Source organism: Caballeronia grimmiae, from assembly GCF_000698555.1.
Taxonomy (GTDB): Bacteria; Pseudomonadota; Gammaproteobacteria; order Burkholderiales; family Burkholderiaceae; genus Caballeronia; species Caballeronia grimmiae.
Genome location: NZ_JFHE01000005.1, coordinates 111,073 through 127,604 on the forward strand (window position 1 = coordinate 111,073; position 16,532 = coordinate 127,604).

Below are 16,532 nucleotides of genomic sequence, written 5' to 3' on the forward strand. Positions count from 1 at the left end.
GCCTTCGGGCTGCTTTTTTTACGCGCGTCGTCAGGGCAGCATGGCCGGTCGCCATGCGCTGCGGGTAACACTCAATGCCGTCACGCGCGACCGGCGGGCACAATGGCCTTCCAATCAGCCTTCATTCGGGCGGAGACCATCGATGGCAACTGAACCGACGCAGGCCGGCGCGCAGATCGAACCGCGCGACGGGCTTTCCTATGTCCGCGGCGCAACCGATATCCCCTTGAGCGACGCGACCGTATCGCGTTTTCTTCTGGACACAGTCGAGCGTTTTCCGGACCGGCCGGCTGTCGTCTTCCGCGAGCAGGGCATCCGCTGGACGTGGCGTGAGTTCGCGCATGAAGTCGACGTGCTCGCGAGCGGCCTGCTCGCGCTCGGACTGAAAGCGGGCGATCGCGTCGGCATCTGGTCGCCGAATCGCGTGGAGTGGCTGCTGACGCAATTTGCGACGGCGCGCATGGGCGCTGTCCTCGTCAATATCAATCCGGCCTATCGGCTGGCCGAACTCGAGTACGCGCTGAACAAGGTCGGCTGCAAAGCGATCGTCGCGGCGGAGCAGTTCAAGTCGTCGAAATATCTGGAGATGCTGCAGACGCTTGCGCCTGAACTCGCCGACGCCGAGCCCAACGCGCTGCACGCGGCACGGTTGCCTGAACTGCGCGCCGTCATCCGCATGGGCGCCGCCGTCACGCCCGGCATGCTGAACTTCGAAGACGTGATGGCGAAAGGCCGCGCCGCCGTCGACACAGCGAACCTCGACGCGCTCGAAGCGAAGCTCGCTCCGGACGACGCGATCAACATCCAGTTCACGAGCGGCACGACCGGCAATCCGAAGGGCGCGACGCTGACGCATCGGAATATCGTCAACAACGCGCGATACATCGCGATGGCGATGCGGCTCACCGAGGAAGACTCCCTGTGCATTCCGGTGCCGCTGTATCACTGCTTCGGCATGGTGCTGGCGGTGCTGGCGTGCGTCTCGACCGGCGCGGCGATGATCTTCCCCGGCGAAGCGTTCGATCCGGCCGCGACGCTCGCCGCCGTCCACGAAGAACGCTGCACCGCGCTGCATGGCGTGCCGACGATGTTCATCGCGGAACTGGATCACCCGGACTTCGCGAAATACGATCTCAGTCGCCTGCGTACGGGCATCATGGCGGGTTCGCCGTGTCCGATCGAGACGATGAAGCGCGTCGTTTCAACGATGCATCTCGCCGAAATCACGATCGCATACGGCATGACGGAGACGAGCCCCGTGTCGTTCCAGAGTTCGACCACCGACCCGCTCGACAAGCGCACGACGACCGTCGGGCGCATTCAGCCACATCTGGAAGTGAAGATCGTCGATCCGCTCGGAGAGATCGTGCCGGTCGGCGAGACCGGCGAGCTCTGCACGCGCGGCTATTCGGTGATGAAAGGCTACTGGGGCGAAGACGAAAAGACGCGCGAAGCAATCATCGACGGATGGATGCATACCGGCGACCTCGCGACCATCGACGCCGAAGGCTACTGCAACATCGTCGGCCGGTTGAAGGACATGGTCATACGCGGCGGCGAGAATGTGTATCCGCGCGAAATCGAAGAGTTTCTGTTTCGTCACCCGAAGATTCAGTCCGTGCAGGTCTTCGGCGTGCCCGACGAAAAATATGGCGAGGAAGTGTGCGCGTGGATCGTCGTGCGGCCCGGCGAACAGGCGAGCGAAGAGGATATTCGCGCATTTTGCCAAGGACAAATCGCCCATTACAAGATCCCGCGATATATCCGCTTCGTCGATGAACTGCCGATGACAGTCACCGGGAAGGCGCAGAAGTTCGTGATGCGGGCGCGCATGATCGACGAACTCAAGCTGGCGGAGTCCAGGACCGCATAAGCGGTTCGGCGTAGAACGGTGGAAAAGACAAAGGGAGCGCGCGGGCGCTCCCTTCTGTCATGGGACAAACGTCCGCGCGACAATCGCAAACGTTTGTTCAGGCGAAAAAAAAGCGGGCCTGGAGCCCGCTAAAAACCACACGCTACGGGGTTAGCGCGAGGAGACCAACTGTGGGAGACTTCGATTTTTAAATCGAAGAACGATCCCAACACCGATGTCCCTGGAAGAGCGTCGACCTTCGCCGACCACCCCAACGCACGGCATTTGCACTGCGCGTTCGAATCCATCCGTGTTGAAACCGTTTGAACAGATTGTGGGCGAATTGAATCTGGATCGGCGTAACAAAGTGTTTCAGGTTGTAACCCGCGCCGGACAAGGCGCCGATAAACAATCTCGCGCGAATCCACCTTTTGTCTTGCAAATATTCTCGCTTATTCCACCGATTTATTCTGTCGCCGCTCTTACGCGTCAAAATACCGTTTTTTGGCCCACGCGCTGATTTGCAAATCCTCAGAAAATTAGCACGTGTGCACGGAAGAAATCGATTAGAAAAAGCCTACACACTCGTTCGATTCACATAACCAATTCTATTGGAGACTCGCATGACCATTGACGCAGCTTTGCACCGCTACTACCACGATGTCGCCGAGGCGTTCCCGCCGCTCGCACCGGACGCTGGCGCACCCGCGATACGTGAGCGGTTCAAGGCCGTGGCGCAGGCGTACGCACGCGAACGTGACAACGCTGTGACCGTCGAGGACATTGACATTGTTTTACAAGAACGGACGCTGGCAGCGCGCATTTATAAGCCGCGTGCGACGAGTGGTCCGCTGCCGCTGCTCGTCTATTTTCATGGCGGAGGCTGGGTCGTCGGCGATATCGACACGCACGACGCGCTCGTCGCCCGCCTTGCGCTCGACGCACAGTGCGCCGTGGCTAGCGTCGATTACCGTCTAGCGCCCGAGCATCCGTTTCCCGCGCCTTGCGACGACGCGCTCGACGCGCTGATCTGGTTCGCGGAGCATCGCTCGCGGCTGGGCTTCGCAACGGATCGGCTGGGCGTCGGCGGCGACAGCGCGGGCGCGCATCTGGCGGTCGTCGCGGCGCGCGGCGCGAACGAGCGCGTGGCGGGTCTCGTCGGCTTGCAACTGCTGCTGTATCCGGTCATGCGGCGGCAATTCGAAAGTCCGAGTTGCGTCGCGAATGCAAACGGCCCCGGACTGACGAACGACGAGATGAAGTGGTACTGGACGCAGTTCCTGTCTGGCGTCACGCCCGGCGATCACGACGTCCGCGCCTTTCCCCTCGCCGAGCCGTTCGAGCGCACGCCGGCGCGCGCGCTGATCGTCGCGGCCGCCTACGATCCGCTCTACGACGACGCTTTCGAGCTCAAACGCTTCCTCGAAACGAACGGCGGTCCCGTCGAAGTCATCGACGCCAGGGACATGACGCACGGATTCGCGCGCTTGCATACGCAGTCCGACGCGGCGCTCGGCTGGCTGCGGAAGATAGGCGAACGCGCGGGCGCGTTGCTGCGCGCGGAGCGGTGAAAGGCTACTTCAGCCACTTGTCGACGACAGCCTGAAACTCGCCCGTCGACCGCGTCAGATGCAGCCACTGATCGACGTACTGCTGCCACGCGACATCCCCGCGCGGCAGCAGATACGCCTTTTCGCCGAACTGAAATGGCTTGTCCGGATGCACCGAGCACAGGCCGGGATTGAGCTTCTGTTGCAGCAGCGTTTCGGAGGCATCGGTGACCATCACGTCGGCGTGGCCGTCGAGGATCTGCTTGAAGATCGTCACGTTGTCCGGGTACTCGATCAACTGCGAGTGTGAAAAGAACTGCTTGGCGAAGCGCTCGTTCGTGCCGCCGGGATTGACGATGGTCCGCACGCCCGGCTGGTCGATTGCCGCGACGGTCTGATACTTGTCGACGTCGGCGCAACGCACGATCGGCGTCTTCCCGTCCTCCATGTACGGCGCGGTGAAGAACGCGCGCTTCTGCCGGTCAAGCGTCGTCGACACGCCGCCGACGGCAATATCGCATTTCGCGGTGAAATCGTTCATCAGGTTCGACCACGATGTCTTCACGTACTCCGCCTTCGCGCCGAGCGACTTCGCAAGGCTGTCCGCCAGATCGATGTCGATGCCTTCGAACTGCCCGTCCGGCTTGAGGAACGTGTACGGCTTGTAATCGCCGGTCGTGCAGACGCGCATCGTGTGGCGCGCGAGGACATCGTCGAGTCGCGAGGCGACCGGTGCGGACGCGGGCGCGGCTTGCGCGACGCTGCCCGCCTGAACCGTCTGGGCGCACGCGACGCCCGATGCGAAAACCGACCACGCGACTGCACACGCGGCGAGACTGAAGAACGTGCGTTTCATCGATGCTCCTGATTGTTGTTGTGACGACGAGGCGGCCATCGATGATAGCGAGCACGCGGTCGTCTGAGAATCATCTCGAAAAGACGCCGCCCCGCGCGGATTTGCCGCCGCGCTGCTGCGGAAACGGGCAGCCCGTCCGGTAGAATGGGCGATTCTCTTCTGGCTTCAGCACCGAGCGACGTGGCACAGACTCTCCTCAACGACACCTTCCTGCGTGCGCTGCTGCGCCAGCCGACCGACTACACGCCCATCTGGCTGATGCGCCAGGCTGGCCGCTACTTGCCCGAGTACAACGCGACGCGGGCGCGCGCCGGCAGTTTCCTGGGACTCGCGAAGAATCCTGATTTCGCCACCGAAGTGACGCTGCAACCGCTCGAACGCTTCCCGCTCGACGCCGCCATTCTGTTTTCGGACATCCTGACGGTCCCCGACGCGATGGGCCTCGGCTTGAACTTCGTGCAGGGCGAAGGCCCGCGCTTCGAGCGCACCGTGCGTACGGAAGACGACGTGAAGCGCCTCGCCGTGCCGGACATCGACGCCACGCTGCGTTACGTCACCGATGCCGTGAGCCAGATTCGCCGCGCGCTGACGGACGCGCAAGGCCGCCAGAAAGTGCCGCTGATCGGCTTCTCCGGCAGTCCGTGGACGCTCGCCTGCTATATGGTCGAAGGCGGCGGCTCGGACGATCATCGAACCGTGAAGTCGATGGCTTATGCCCGGCCCGACCTGATGCATCGCATTCTGGACGTGAACGCGCAAGCCGTGACCGCGTATCTGAATGCGCAGATCGAAGCGGGCGCGCAAGCGGTGATGATTTTCGACACGTGGGGCGGTGCACTCGCCGATGGCGCTTACCAGCGCTTCTCGCTCGACTACATCGCGAAGGTCGTCGCGGGGCTGAAGCGCGAGCACGACGGCGAACGCGTGCCGGTCATCACGTTCACGAAGGGCGGCGGGCTGTGGCTCGAAGAGATCGCCGCAACGGGCGTGAACGCAGTCGGCCTCGACTGGACGGTGAACCTCGGCGTCGCGCGCAAGCGTGTCGGCGGCCGCGTGGCGCTTCAGGGGAACATCGACCCGGCCGTGCTGTTCGCGCCGCCCGAGGCAATTCGCGCCGAAGCGCGCGGCGTGCTCGACAGCTTCGGGAATTTTCCGGGCCATGTTTTCAATCTTGGCCACGGCATCTCGCAGTTCACGCCGCCGGATCACGTCGCCGAACTGGTCGACGAAGTCCACAAGCACAGCCGCGCGATACGCGCCGCGTGATTCCGACCGGACGATGCTGCGGTGCAGCGTCATCCGTAACGCCCGCCCTTCGCGGCCTGCCGGGATGTCAAGATCGACTTATGCACATTTTGTTCGTTGCGTCGCGCCATCAGACATATGAGCCGGGGCCATCCATAAATCGGCTCTATTCGTGAAGCAAGTGGCTGTTTTAAAACAACTTTACTGAGTTTTGTCCGAAATGTGGGCAGACGCACATAAGCGATCCGTGACATTGATTCCGGCGAAGCACAGCCCAGTTCTCAACAAAGTTATCCACAGGCCTGTGGAAAGCACTGCAAAACCAAAAAAAATCGCTTACTTACGGGCGTTTCTGACGTTCCACTTTAACTTCGTCCCGTCCGGGCTTGCGCGGCCGTGGGACGGCCTCGCGGCGGCTGCCGACGAGCGCGCCACGCGATGACCGACGTATTCGTGCGTGTCGCCGTCGACCAGCCGATGCCCGTGCTGTTCGACTATCGATACGCGCTACCGCACGAACCGGCTCCCGGCATGCTCGTGCTCGTGCCCTTCGGAAGGCGCGAGGTCGTCGGGCTGATTTGCGAAATCGCGTCCACGAGCGACGTACCGGCCAGCAAGCTGCGCAGCGTCAGCAGAATTTGCGTCGACTGCCCGCCACTCTCGATGCAATGGATCGCGCTAGCCGGCTTCGCGGCGGATTACTACCAGCGCGGCCTCGGCGAAGTCGCATTGCCCGCGCTGCCGCAAGCCTTGCGCGATGCATCGCGCTGGGAGCGGCTTCTGGCGGTGGAGCCGCGCTTCGTTCTGCTGCCATCCGGCCGCGCCGAAATGCACAACGCGCTGCCCGCACGCGCAACGGCGCTTCGCCGCCTCGCCGACGCCCTGACAGCAGAAACGTCCGTCGGCTTATCGGATGCACGCGCTCTACATCCGAAAGCCGCCGCGATCCTGGACGAGTGGCTCGAGCGCGGCTGGATCGACCGTGCAGCGCCTGAAACGCCGCCGCCGCAAGCGTCCCCGATGGGCGCAGCGCACTTGCCCCAACTCACCGATGAACAACGCGAAGCGGTCGAAGCGATCGCTGGCGCGCAAGGCTTCGCGCCGTTCCTGCTGCACGGCGTAACGGGCAGCGGCAAGACGGAGGTGTATCTCCACGCGCTCGCCGAACTGCTCGCCGCGCGGCCCGACGCGCAAGCGCTCGTCCTCGTGCCGGAAATCAACCTGACGCCGCAGTTCGAAGCCGCCTTCCGTTCGCGCTTCGCCGCGCTCGCCGAAGGTTCCATCGTGACGATGCACAGCGGCCTGGCCGAAGGCGAGCGCGCGCGGAACTGGCTCGCGGCGCATACGGGCAGCGCGCGCATCGTGCTCGGCACGCGGCTCGCGATTCTCGCGTCGGCGCCGCAACTCGCGATAATCGTCGTCGATGAAGAACACGACCCCGCGTACAAGCAGCAGGAAGGGCTCCGCTATTCGGCGCGCGATCTCGCGGTCTATCGCGCGAAGCAACTGGATATTCCGGTGGTGCTCGGCTCCGCGACGCCATCGCTCGAAACCTGGTGGCAGGCCGAGCAGGGCCGCTACACGCGCCTGACGCTCACGCGCCGCGCCGTCGCGGAGGCCGTGCTGCCGGCGGTGCGGCTCGTCGATCTCGAAGAGGAACACCGGCGCGGGCGCGCTTCCGTCGATGGACTGTCGGGGCCGCTCATCAGCGCGTTGCAATCGCGGCTCGAGCGCGGCGAGCAAAGCCTCGTCTTCCTGAATCGCCGCGGCTATGCGCCGATCCTGTCTTGCGAAGCGTGCGGCTGGGTCGCGGGCTGCCCGCGCTGCAGCGCGTATGCCGTGCTCCACAAGCCCGAGCGCGCGCTGCGTTGCCACCATTGCGGCTGGGAATCGCGGATTCCGAAGTCGTGTCCGGAATGCGGCAACGTCGATATCGCGCCGATGGGACGCGGCACGCAGCGCGTCGAGGAAACGCTCGCGAGCGTGGTGCCGGGCGCGCGGGTGTTGCGTATCGACGCCGACAGTACGCGCCGCAAAGGCAGCGCGCAGGCGCTTTTCTCGGATGTCCACGCCGGCGAAGTCGATATCCTCGTCGGCACGCAGATGATCGCGAAGGGACACGACTTCCGCCGCGTGACGCTGGTCGGTGTGCTGAACGCGGACACCGCGCTGTTTTCCCACGACTTCCGCGCAAGCGAGCGGCTTTTCGCGCAGCTCACGCAGGTCAGCGGACGCGCGGGCCGCGCTGGTCTGCCGGGCGAAGTGCTGATTCAGACGCGCTATCCACGCCACGCGCTGTATCTGGCCTTATCCCGGCAAGACTATGTCGGCTTCGCCAACGCGACGCTCGCGGAGCGGCGCGACGCCCGCCTGCCGCCGTTCGTCTATCAGGCGATGCTGCGCGCCGAAGGCCGCACGCTCGAGGCGGCCATCGCTTTTCTCGAAGATGCCGCCGCGGCATTCGCCCCGTTGCCGGGCGCGGATCGCGTAACGGTCTACGATCCGGTGCCGCTCACGATCGTGAAGGTGTTCAACGTGCATCGCGCCCAGTTGCTGCTGGAAAGCGGATCGCGGGGCGCGCTGCAATCCGCGTTGCGCGCGTGGCAACCCATCCTGCGCACGCTCAAAGGCGTGTTGCGCTGGAACGTCGAAGTCGATCCGCTCGACGTCTGAGCGCGATCACACTCCGTTCACGCGCGACCGGTCGTTCGGCGCGGGCGCCACCTCGTCGCGCGATTCATCGACCGCATCCGTGCGCGGCGACGCGCCACGAATGAACAACACGACGCAGGCCGCGAAAACGATCCAGACGCCGACAATCCACATCCAAGTGCTCATGCTGCTCCTCTCCCCGTAGCCTCAAGCCGCGCCGGCGGCGGGCCTCGGTCGTTATATCGGCTGCGGAGATGCATTTACTTAGGGCTTTATCCCAAAAAACTTGAGTTAGGGAAAGTACTAGGCGGATTCCGCCTTTCGCCAGCGACGCGTTTCACCGCGCAAAGCCTTGCCGGTAAAGGGTTCGACAGTGGTGCAACCCTGCCTAAAACGCCGGTTGCACCTTTTAAATCAGCGGGGTACGATTCGCCAACTTTTTAGTCTTTCGCCGGGTAGGCCCGACCGGCAAACGAAGGAAATATGGCGAGCACAACCCTTGGCGTGAAAGTCGACGATTTGCTGCGGTCCCGGCTGAAAGACGCCGCGACCCGGCTGGAACGCACCCCGCACTGGCTCATCAAGCAGGCGATCTTCGCCTATCTCGAACGCATCGAGCATGGCCAGCTTCCGCCGGAATTGTCGGGCGTGAACGGCGCATCCGACATGACCGACGCAGCCACCGTCGACACCGATGAAGACGGCGCGCCGCATCCGTTCCTCGACTTCGCGCAGAACGTGCAGCCGCAATCGGTGCTGCGCGCGGCGATCACGGCGGCGTATCGGCGGCCGGAGCCGGAGTGCGTGCCGTTCCTGATCGGTCAGGCGCGCTTGCCCGCGAACGTCGCGGCAGAAACCGAAAAGCTCGCGACGAAGCTCGTCGAGGCGCTGCGTGCGAAGAGCACGGGCGGCGGCGTCGAAGGGCTGATCCACGAGTTCTCGCTGTCGAGTCAGGAAGGCGTGGCGCTGATGTGCCTTGCCGAAGCGCTGCTGCGCATTCCCGATCGCGCGACGCGCGACGCGCTCATCCGCGACAAGATCAGCAAGGGCGACTGGCGTTCGCACATGGGCCAGGCGCCGTCGCTGTTCGTGAACGCGGCGACGTGGGGCCTGATGATCACCGGCAAGCTCGTCACGACGAACAGCGAAGCGGGCCTGTCGTCGGCGCTGACGCGCATGATCGGCAAGGGCGGCGAGCCGCTGATCCGCAAGGGCGTCGACATGGCGATGCGCCTGATGGGCGAGCAGTTCGTCACCGGCGAGACCATCTCCGAAGCGCTCGCGAACAGCCGCAAATTTGAAGCGCGCGGTTTCCGCTACTCGTACGACATGCTCGGCGAAGCCGCGACGACCGAGGAAGACGCACAGCGCTACTACGCCTCCTACGAGCAGGCGATTCACGCCATCGGCAAGGCGGCGGGCGGGCGCGGCATTTACGAAGGCCCCGGCATCTCGATCAAGCTCTCCGCGCTGCACCCGCGGTATTCGCGCTCGCAGCAGGAACGCACGATGACCGAACTGCTCCCGCGCGTGCGCGCGCTGGCGCAACTCGCGCGCCGCTATGACATCGGGCTGAACATTGACGCCGAAGAGGCGGATCGTCTCGAACTGTCTCTGGATCTGCTCGAAGCCCTGTGCTTCGACCCCGAACTCGCGGGCTGGAACGGCATCGGCTTCGTGGTGCAGGGTTATCAGAAGCGCTGCCCGTTCGTGATCGACTATCTGATCGATCTCGCGCGCCGCAGCCGTCATCGTTTGATGATTCGTCTCGTGAAGGGCGCGTACTGGGATACCGAAATCAAGCGCGCACAAGTGGACGGCCTCGAAGGCTATCCGGTCTATACGCGCAAGATCTATACGGACATCTCGTATCTCGCGTGCGCGAAGAAGCTCCTCGCCGCGCCCGACGCGGTGTATCCGCAATTCGCGACGCACAACGCGTTCACGCTGTCGGCCATCTATCACCTGGCGGGCCAGAACTACTATCCCGGCCAGTACGAGTTCCAGTGCCTGCACGGCATGGGTGAGCCGCTCTACGAAGAAGTCGCAGGCCGCGACAAGCTGAACCGTCCGTGCCGCGTGTACGCGCCGGTCGGCACGCATGAAACGCTGCTCGCGTATCTCGTGCGGCGTCTGCTCGAAAATGGCGCCAACACGTCGTTCGTGAACCGGATCGCGGATGAATCGATTCCGGTGAAGGATCTCGTGCAGGACCCGATCGACGAAGCGCAGAAGATCGTGCCGCTTGGCGCGCCGCACGCGAAGATTCCGCTGCCGCGTCACCTTTACGGCAACGAGCGCCTCAACTCGATGGGTCTCGATCTGTCGAACGAGCATCGGCTGGCGTCGCTGTCGTCGGCGCTGCTGGCGAGCGGCAACCATCCGTGGCAGGCCGCGCCGATGCTCGAAGGCGGTTCGCCCGCCAACGGCGTCGCCCGCGATATCCGCAATCCGGCCGATCATCGCGATGTGGTCGGGACCGTGATCGAAGCGTCGCCGGAACAGGTGAGCGCCGCGCTCGCGAACGCGGTGGCTGCCGCGCCGATCTGGCAGGCGACGCCCGTCGAAGACCGCGCCGATTGCCTCTCGCGCGCCGCCGATCTGCTCGAAGCGCAGATGCACACGCTGATGGGCCTCATCATCCGCGAGGCCGGGAAGTCGCTGCCGAACGCGATTGCTGAAATTCGCGAAGCCGTCGATTTCCTGCGTTACTACGCTTCGCAAATCCGCGCGGAGTTCTCGAACGACACGCATCGTCCGCTCGGCCCGGTGGTCTGCATCAGCCCGTGGAACTTCCCGCTCGCGATCTTCATGGGTCAAGTGGCGGCGGCGCTCGCGGCGGGCAATCCGGTGCTCGCGAAGCCGGCGGAACAGACGCCGCTGATCGCCGCGCAAGCCGTGCGTCTTCTGCGCGAGGCCGGCGTGCCGGCGGGCGCGGTGCAACTGCTGCCGGGCGACGGCGAAACCGTCGGCGCGGCGCTCGTTTCCGATGCCCGTACGCGCGCCGTCATGTTCACCGGCTCGACCGAAGTGGCGCGCCTCATCAACAAGACGCTGTCGGAGCGGCTCGATCCGGAAGGCCGTCCGATCCCGCTGATCGCCGAAACGGGCGGCCAGAACGCGATGATCGTCGATTCGTCGGCGCTCGCGGAACAGGTCGTCGCGGACGTGATGCAGTCATCGTTCGATTCCGCCGGTCAACGCTGCTCCGCGCTGCGCGTGCTCTGCCTGCAGGACGATGTCGCCGATCGCACGCTCGAAATGCTGACCGGCGCGATGAAGCAACTCGCGGTGGGCAATCCGGACCGGCTGTCGGCGGATGTCGGCCCGGTTATCGATGCCGACGCGAAGCGCAGCATCGACGCGCACATCGCCTCGATGCGCGAGAAGGGCCGCAAGGTCGTGCAACTGCCGCTGCCGGAAGGCTGTGCGCAAGGCACCTTCGTGCCGCCGACGCTGATCGAACTGGAAAGCATCGACGAGTTGAAGCGCGAAGTCTTCGGGCCGGTGCTGCATGTCGTGCGTTATCGCCGCGCGTCTCTTGATAAACTGCTCGACCAAATTCGTACGACGGGTTACGGCCTGACGCTCGGCATCCATACGCGCATCGACGAAACTATCGCGCATGTGATCTCGCGGGCGCACGTGGGCAACATCTACGTGAACCGCAACGTGATCGGCGCGGTCGTCGGCGTGCAGCCGTTCGGCGGCGAAGGCTTGTCCGGCACGGGCCCGAAAGCGGGCGGCGCACTGTATCTGCAGCGCCTGCTGGCGAAGCGTCCGACCGGCCTGCCGAAGTCGCTGGCGAGCACGCTCGTCGTCGATCAAGTCGCTTCCGGCGATACGCCTGCCGCCGCCCTGACCGCATTGCGCGACTGGGCCATCGGCGAGCGCGATCCGCAGACGGCCGCGCGTTGCGACGGCTATCTGCAGCACGTGCTGGCGGGCGCGACGGCGGTGCTGGCCGGTCCGACGGGCGAGCGCAACACGTACACGTTGAGCGCGCGCGGCACGGTGCTGTGCGTGGCGTCGACGGACAGCGGCGCACGCGCGCAGCTGGCTGCCGTGCTGGCGACGGGCAACAAGGCGCTCTTCGCGGGGCCGGCGGGCGAGCAGCTGGTGGCGTCGCTGCCGGCGTCGCTGAAGGGCCATGCAGCAGTGAGGAAAGATCCTGCAGCCGGCTTCGATGCCGTGCTGTTCGAGGGCGACAGCGATGAACTGCTGTCGCTCGTGAAGGAAATCGCCAAGCGTCCGGGACCGATCGTATCGGTGCAGGGCGTGGCGGCGGGCACCTTCGCCGACGCGGGCCACGACGGCGAAGACTACGCGCTCGAACGTCTGCTGACGGAACGCTCGGTGAGCGTGAATACAGCGGCGGCGGGCGGCAATGCGAATTTGATGACGATCGGTTGAGACTTTCGCGGCGCTCGATTCAACAAATTCAAACAAACGGCAGCCAGCACGGCGATCCCGGCAGAAGCTGCCATCCACACTGGTACTAGGAGAAGCTATGAAGTACACGATGAACAAGCTGGCAGCAGCCCTGACGCTCGCTGGCCTGTCGCTGGCGGGGACGGCAGTTGCACAACAAGTCGAAGACGTGAAGGTCGGTTTCGCGGGTCCGATGACCGGCGCGCAGGCGCACTACGGCAAAGACTTCCAGAACGGCATCACGCTGGCCGTCGAAGACTTCAACGCGACGAAGCCGGTGATCGGCGGCAAGCCGGTTCGCATCGTGCTGGATTCGGCGGACGATCAGGCCGACCCGCGCACGGGCACGACCGTCGCGCAGAAGCTGGTCGATGACGGCATCAAGGGCATGCTCGGTCACTTCAACTCGGGCACGACCATTCCGGCTTCGCGCATCTACGCGAACGCGGGCATTCCGCAAATCGCGATGGCCACCGCGCCGGAATACACGACGCAGGGCTTCAAGACCACGTTCCGTATGATGACGTCGGACACGCAGCAAGGTTCCGTCGCGGGCGAGTTCGCGGTGAAGAACCTGAAGGTCAAGAAGATCGCCATCGTCGATGACCGCACGGCCTACGGCCAGGGTCTCGCCGACCAGTTCGAGAAGGCGGCGAAGTCGGCGGGCGGCACGATCGTCGATCGCGAGTTCACGAACGACAAGGCTGTCGACTTCAAGGCGATTCTGACGAAGATCAAGGCGACGAACCCGGACCTCGTCTACTACGGCGGCGCCGATTCGCAAGCCGCCCCGATGGCCAAGCAGATGAAGACGCTCGGCTTCCGCGCTCCGCTGATGGCCGGCGAAATGGTCAAGACCGACACGTTCCTGAAGATCGCGGGTGACGCGGCCGACGGCACGGTGGCATCGCTGGCTGGCCTGCCGATGAACGAAATGCCGGGCGGCGCGGCATACGAAGCGAAGTACAAGAAGCGCTTCAACGAAGAAGTGCAGACGTACTCGCCGTACGCATATGACGGCGCGATGGCCATGTTCACCGCAATGAAGGCGGCCAACTCGACGGACCCGGCGAAGTACTTGCCGATGCTCGCGAAGACCGACATGCAAGGCGTGACGGCGAAGCATCTGTCGTATGACGCCAAGGGCGATCTGAAGAACGGCGGCATCACGCTGTACAAGGTCGTCGGCGGCAAGTGGACGACGCTGCAGAGCGTGGGCGGCAAGTAAGGCTTAGGCTTTCGCCCTAAGAGTTGGAACGGCCCGGTTCGCGCAAGCGGCCGGGCCGTTTTGCATTGAGGTGGCCGTTTGAATCTCGCGGCCAAATGTCTGACCGCGCCGCCGAACGGCTATTCCAACGGCTTATTGACCCGCTTATACCCCGTCACCATCGCGCGAATGAGTTCCTCACGCGTCCAGACGGTCATCAGCACGGCCGCGGCGATATGCACGCAAGCGAAGATCTCGATGACGAGAGAAAGCCACGTATGAATCTGCTGCGGCCAGTCTTCGCCCCAGAAGGTATCGAGCCGCATGAGCCACCCCGACACGCCGAGCGCGAGAATCAGAAGCCACAGGAAGAGCGCCATCAAGCCGCCGAGCGGATTGTGCGATTGATGATGCAGCGGCCGGCCCGCCGCAAGCGAGCGGAAGTATTCGCGCAGACGCGCCGGTGTCGGCCACCACGCCGAGAAGCGCGCATTCGCCGAGCCGATGAACCCCCACACGATGCGCGCGACCACGAGTCCCGCCGCGATGTACCCCAGCAGCCGATGCGTGGAATCCGTCGGCCCGAAAAGATTCCACACGACGATGCCCGCGACCGCCCAGTGCGTCAGCCGGACCCAGATGTCCCAGACCTTTACGCGCATCGACATGACAAACAGCGTGCTCAGTCGACTTCGGACTTCACGACATCGAGCGTTTTGGTGTCGTAGTAAATCTCGACTTTCTTGCCGTCCTTGTCGCGACCGTAGATTTCGTAGCAGTTGCCATCGACCTTGAACTTGCGGATCTTGTAGCCCTGCGACTCGATCTTGGCCTTCGCATCCGATTCCTTCATCCACTCGCTCTTCGGATGCGCCGTGCAGTCCGCTTTCGCGAACGCCGCACCGGAGAAGCCCAACGCCAATGCAACCGCAACAATCTTGAGCATCGCTAACCCCCAGTAATTTGGAGCGAATTACTCTACTGCCACCGGGGGTTAAGAGCAAGCGAATCGAAAGCTGGCGGTCAACGCTTGCCTTGCTGACGAACCTGCTCCAGCGTCGCCGCCGGCGTGCTCTGATCCTGTGGAATGCGGATTTCGATGACTGCGGGCAGCCCGGACTCAACGGCGCGATCGAACGCGGGCATGAACTGGTCCGTCGTCTCGACGCGTTCCCCATGCGCCCCGAACGCGCGCGCATACGCGACAAAATCCGGATTGGTCAGCCCCGTCCCATGCACGCGATGCGGATAGTGCCGCTCCTGATGCATGCGGATCGTGCCGTACTGCGCGTTGTTCACGACGACGAAAATCACCGCCAGCCGATACTGCATCGCCGTGGCGATTTCGTGGCTCGCCATCATGAAGCAGCCGTCGCCGGCGAAGGCGATCACCGTGCGATCCGGATACAGCGATTTTGCGGCGATAGCGGCGGGCACGCCGTAGCCCATCGCGCCGCTCGTCGGTGCGACCTGCGAGCGGAAGTGCCGATACGAATAGTGCCGATGCAGCCACGTCGCGTAATTCCCCGCGCCGTTCGTGAGAATGGCATCGGCGGGCAGCCGTTCGGCGAGCGCGCGCATGATCTCGCCGAGCTGGACATCGCCCATCATCGGCCTGGGCTTGCGCCATTCGAGATACGCGGCGTGCGCGGCCTCGGCGGCTCCCGTCCATGCAATCTCAGCGGGCGGTTCGAGCGCCGCGAGCATCGACGCGATTTCCGGCATGCCCGACACGATCGGCAAATCCGCGCTATAGACGCGCCCTAGTTCTTCCGCGCCCTGATGCACGTGGATGAGCGTCTGCTTCGTCTTCGGAATATCGAGCAGCGTGTAGCCGCCCGTCGTCGATTCGCCCATGCGCGGGCCGAGCACGAAGAGGACATCGGCGTCGCGCACGCGGGCAGCGAGCGCCGGATTGATGCCGAGGCCGACATCGCCCGCATAGTTCGGATGCTCGTTGTTCAGCGTGTCCTGGAAGCGGAACGCGCAGCCGGCCGGCAACTGCCATCGCTCGATGAAGCGCGCGAAGTCCTGCGTGGCAGCTTCCGTCCAGCCGCTGCCGCCCGCGATCACGAACGGCTTCTTCGCATTGGCGAGCAGGTCGCGCAACCGTTCCATCTGCGCCGGCGCGGCCGATGCCGCCACACGCTGATAACGCGGCGCGGCGGGCGCGGCATCGCAGGCTTCGGTCAGCATGTCCTCGGGGAGCGCGAGCACGACCGGCCCCGGACGCCCCGACGTCGCGACGTGGAACGCATGACTCATGTATTCAGGCACGCGACGCGGATCGTCGATCTGCGCGACCCACTTCGCCATCTGCCCGAACATGCGCCGATAGTCGATCTCCTGAAACGCCTCGCGATCCATGTGGTCGCGCGCGCATTGGCCGATGAGCAGGATCATCGGCGTCGAATCCTGATACGCGGTGTGCACGCCGATGGATGCGTGCGTCGCGCCCGGCCCGCGCGTGACGATCGCGACGCCGGGCCGGCCGGTCAGCTTGCCGACCGCTTCGGCCATGTTCGCCGCGCCCGCCTCGTGGCGGCACACGATGGTCTGGATCTGGTCCGTTTCGTCGTGCAGCGAATCGAGCACGGCGAGAAAGCTCTCGCCGGGCACGCAGAACACGCGCTCGACGCCGTGTTGCACGAGCGCATCGACGACGAGACGCGCGCCGGTGGTTTGAGTGGAAGCGGGGGAAACATCGGACGCCATGCGTAAAAGTCTCCTGTCGGTTCT

General features: G+C 64.4%; 12 protein-coding genes. 7 read left to right on the top strand and 5 right to left on the bottom strand.

What is annotated here, in order from left to right; translation table 11 throughout:
• Positions 1-142: 142 nt before the first annotated feature.
• From BG57_RS08255 to BG57_RS08260, 3 genes are all read left to right on the top strand, one after another.
• A complete protein-coding gene (locus tag BG57_RS08255) occupies positions 143-1,873 on the top strand; it encodes an AMP-binding protein (RefSeq protein WP_035962145.1) in 1,731 nt (576 codons plus the stop codon).
• A gap of 214 nt (positions 1,874-2,087) precedes the next feature.
• Positions 2,088-2,372, top strand: coding sequence for a hypothetical protein (locus BG57_RS32460; RefSeq protein WP_152562544.1), 285 nt, complete (start codon positions 2,088-2,090; stop codon positions 2,370-2,372).
• A gap of 103 nt (positions 2,373-2,475) precedes the next feature.
• The gene (locus BG57_RS08260) at positions 2,476-3,423 is read left to right on the top strand and encodes an alpha/beta hydrolase (protein ID WP_035962147.1); all 948 of its coding nucleotides are present in this window, start codon (positions 2,476-2,478) and stop codon (positions 3,421-3,423) included.
• 4 nt (positions 3,424-3,427) lie between these two features.
• Here the strand turns inward: BG57_RS08260 and BG57_RS08265 are convergent, their stop codons facing one another.
• Positions 3,428-4,258, bottom strand: coding sequence for a transporter substrate-binding domain-containing protein (locus BG57_RS08265; protein WP_035962149.1), 831 nt, complete (start codon positions 4,256-4,258; stop codon positions 3,428-3,430).
• A gap of 180 nt (positions 4,259-4,438) precedes the next feature.
• On the opposite strand from BG57_RS08265, the gene hemE reads away from it, so the two are divergent.
• Positions 4,439-5,524: a uroporphyrinogen decarboxylase gene (gene hemE / locus BG57_RS08270; protein ID WP_035962151.1), complete on the top strand. Its 1,086-nt coding sequence runs from the start codon at positions 4,439-4,441 to the stop codon at positions 5,522-5,524.
• Positions 5,525-5,941: 417 nt separating this feature from the next.
• Positions 5,942-8,176, top strand: a complete 2,235-nt coding sequence (locus tag BG57_RS08275; protein ID WP_035962153.1) for a primosomal protein N' — start codon at positions 5,942-5,944, stop codon at positions 8,174-8,176.
• A gap of 6 nt (positions 8,177-8,182) precedes the next feature.
• Here the strand turns inward: BG57_RS08275 and BG57_RS32955 are convergent, their stop codons facing one another.
• The gene (locus BG57_RS32955; RefSeq protein ID WP_160174715.1) at positions 8,183-8,341 is read right to left on the bottom strand and encodes a hypothetical protein; all 159 of its coding nucleotides are present in this window, start codon (positions 8,339-8,341) and stop codon (positions 8,183-8,185) included.
• 297 nt (positions 8,342-8,638) lie between these two features.
• Here BG57_RS32955 and putA point away from each other — a divergent pair, with 297 nt between their 5' ends.
• Positions 8,639-12,568: a trifunctional transcriptional regulator/proline dehydrogenase/L-glutamate gamma-semialdehyde dehydrogenase gene (putA, locus tag BG57_RS08280; RefSeq protein ID WP_035962155.1), complete on the top strand. Its 3,930-nt coding sequence runs from the start codon at positions 8,639-8,641 to the stop codon at positions 12,566-12,568.
• Positions 12,569-12,665: 97 nt separating this feature from the next.
• The gene (locus tag BG57_RS08285; RefSeq protein WP_035962157.1) at positions 12,666-13,814 is read left to right on the top strand and encodes a branched-chain amino acid ABC transporter substrate-binding protein; all 1,149 of its coding nucleotides are present in this window, start codon (positions 12,666-12,668) and stop codon (positions 13,812-13,814) included.
• Between the two features lie 119 nt (positions 13,815-13,933).
• Here BG57_RS08285 and BG57_RS08290 read toward each other — a convergent pair whose 3' ends face one another.
• The 3 genes from BG57_RS08290 to BG57_RS08300 form a co-directional block, all read right to left on the bottom strand.
• Positions 13,934-14,455 (bottom strand): cytochrome b/b6 domain-containing protein, encoded by a 522-nt coding sequence (locus BG57_RS08290; RefSeq protein WP_035962417.1) that lies wholly within the window; start codon positions 14,453-14,455, stop codon positions 13,934-13,936.
• Positions 14,456-14,475: 20 nt separating this feature from the next.
• Entirely contained in the window at positions 14,476-14,739 is a 264-nt protein-coding gene (locus BG57_RS08295) for a PepSY domain-containing protein (protein ID WP_035962159.1), read from the bottom strand.
• A gap of 77 nt (positions 14,740-14,816) precedes the next feature.
• A complete protein-coding gene (locus tag BG57_RS08300) occupies positions 14,817-16,508 on the bottom strand; it encodes a thiamine pyrophosphate-binding protein (protein WP_035962161.1) in 1,692 nt (563 codons plus the stop codon).
• Between the last annotated feature and the right edge of the window lie 24 nt (positions 16,509-16,532).

Bases quoted from the DNA above. Each gene is read 5' to 3' on its own strand.
- BG57_RS08285 (WP_035962157.1), top strand. From the start codon at position 12,666: ATGAAGTACACGATGAACAAGCTGGCAGCAGCCCTGACGCTCGCTGGC.
- BG57_RS08300 (WP_035962161.1), bottom strand. From the start codon at position 16,508: ATGGCGTCCGATGTTTCCCCCGCTTCCACTCAAACCACCGGCGCGCGT.
- putA (WP_035962155.1), top strand. From the start codon at position 8,639: ATGGCGAGCACAACCCTTGGCGTGAAAGTCGACGATTTGCTGCGGTCC.
- BG57_RS08290 (WP_035962417.1), bottom strand. From the start codon at position 14,455: ATGCGCGTAAAGGTCTGGGACATCTGGGTCCGGCTGACGCACTGGGCG.
- BG57_RS32955 (WP_160174715.1), bottom strand. From the start codon at position 8,341: ATGAGCACTTGGATGTGGATTGTCGGCGTCTGGATCGTTTTCGCGGCC.
- BG57_RS32460 (WP_152562544.1), top strand. From the start codon at position 2,088: ATGTCCCTGGAAGAGCGTCGACCTTCGCCGACCACCCCAACGCACGGC.
- BG57_RS08275 (WP_035962153.1), top strand. From the start codon at position 5,942: ATGACCGACGTATTCGTGCGTGTCGCCGTCGACCAGCCGATGCCCGTG.
- BG57_RS08255 (WP_035962145.1), top strand. From the start codon at position 143: ATGGCAACTGAACCGACGCAGGCCGGCGCGCAGATCGAACCGCGCGAC.
- BG57_RS08265 (WP_035962149.1), bottom strand. From the start codon at position 4,258: ATGAAACGCACGTTCTTCAGTCTCGCCGCGTGTGCAGTCGCGTGGTCG.
- BG57_RS08260 (WP_035962147.1), top strand. From the start codon at position 2,476: ATGACCATTGACGCAGCTTTGCACCGCTACTACCACGATGTCGCCGAG.
- BG57_RS08295 (WP_035962159.1), bottom strand. From the start codon at position 14,739: ATGCTCAAGATTGTTGCGGTTGCATTGGCGTTGGGCTTCTCCGGTGCG.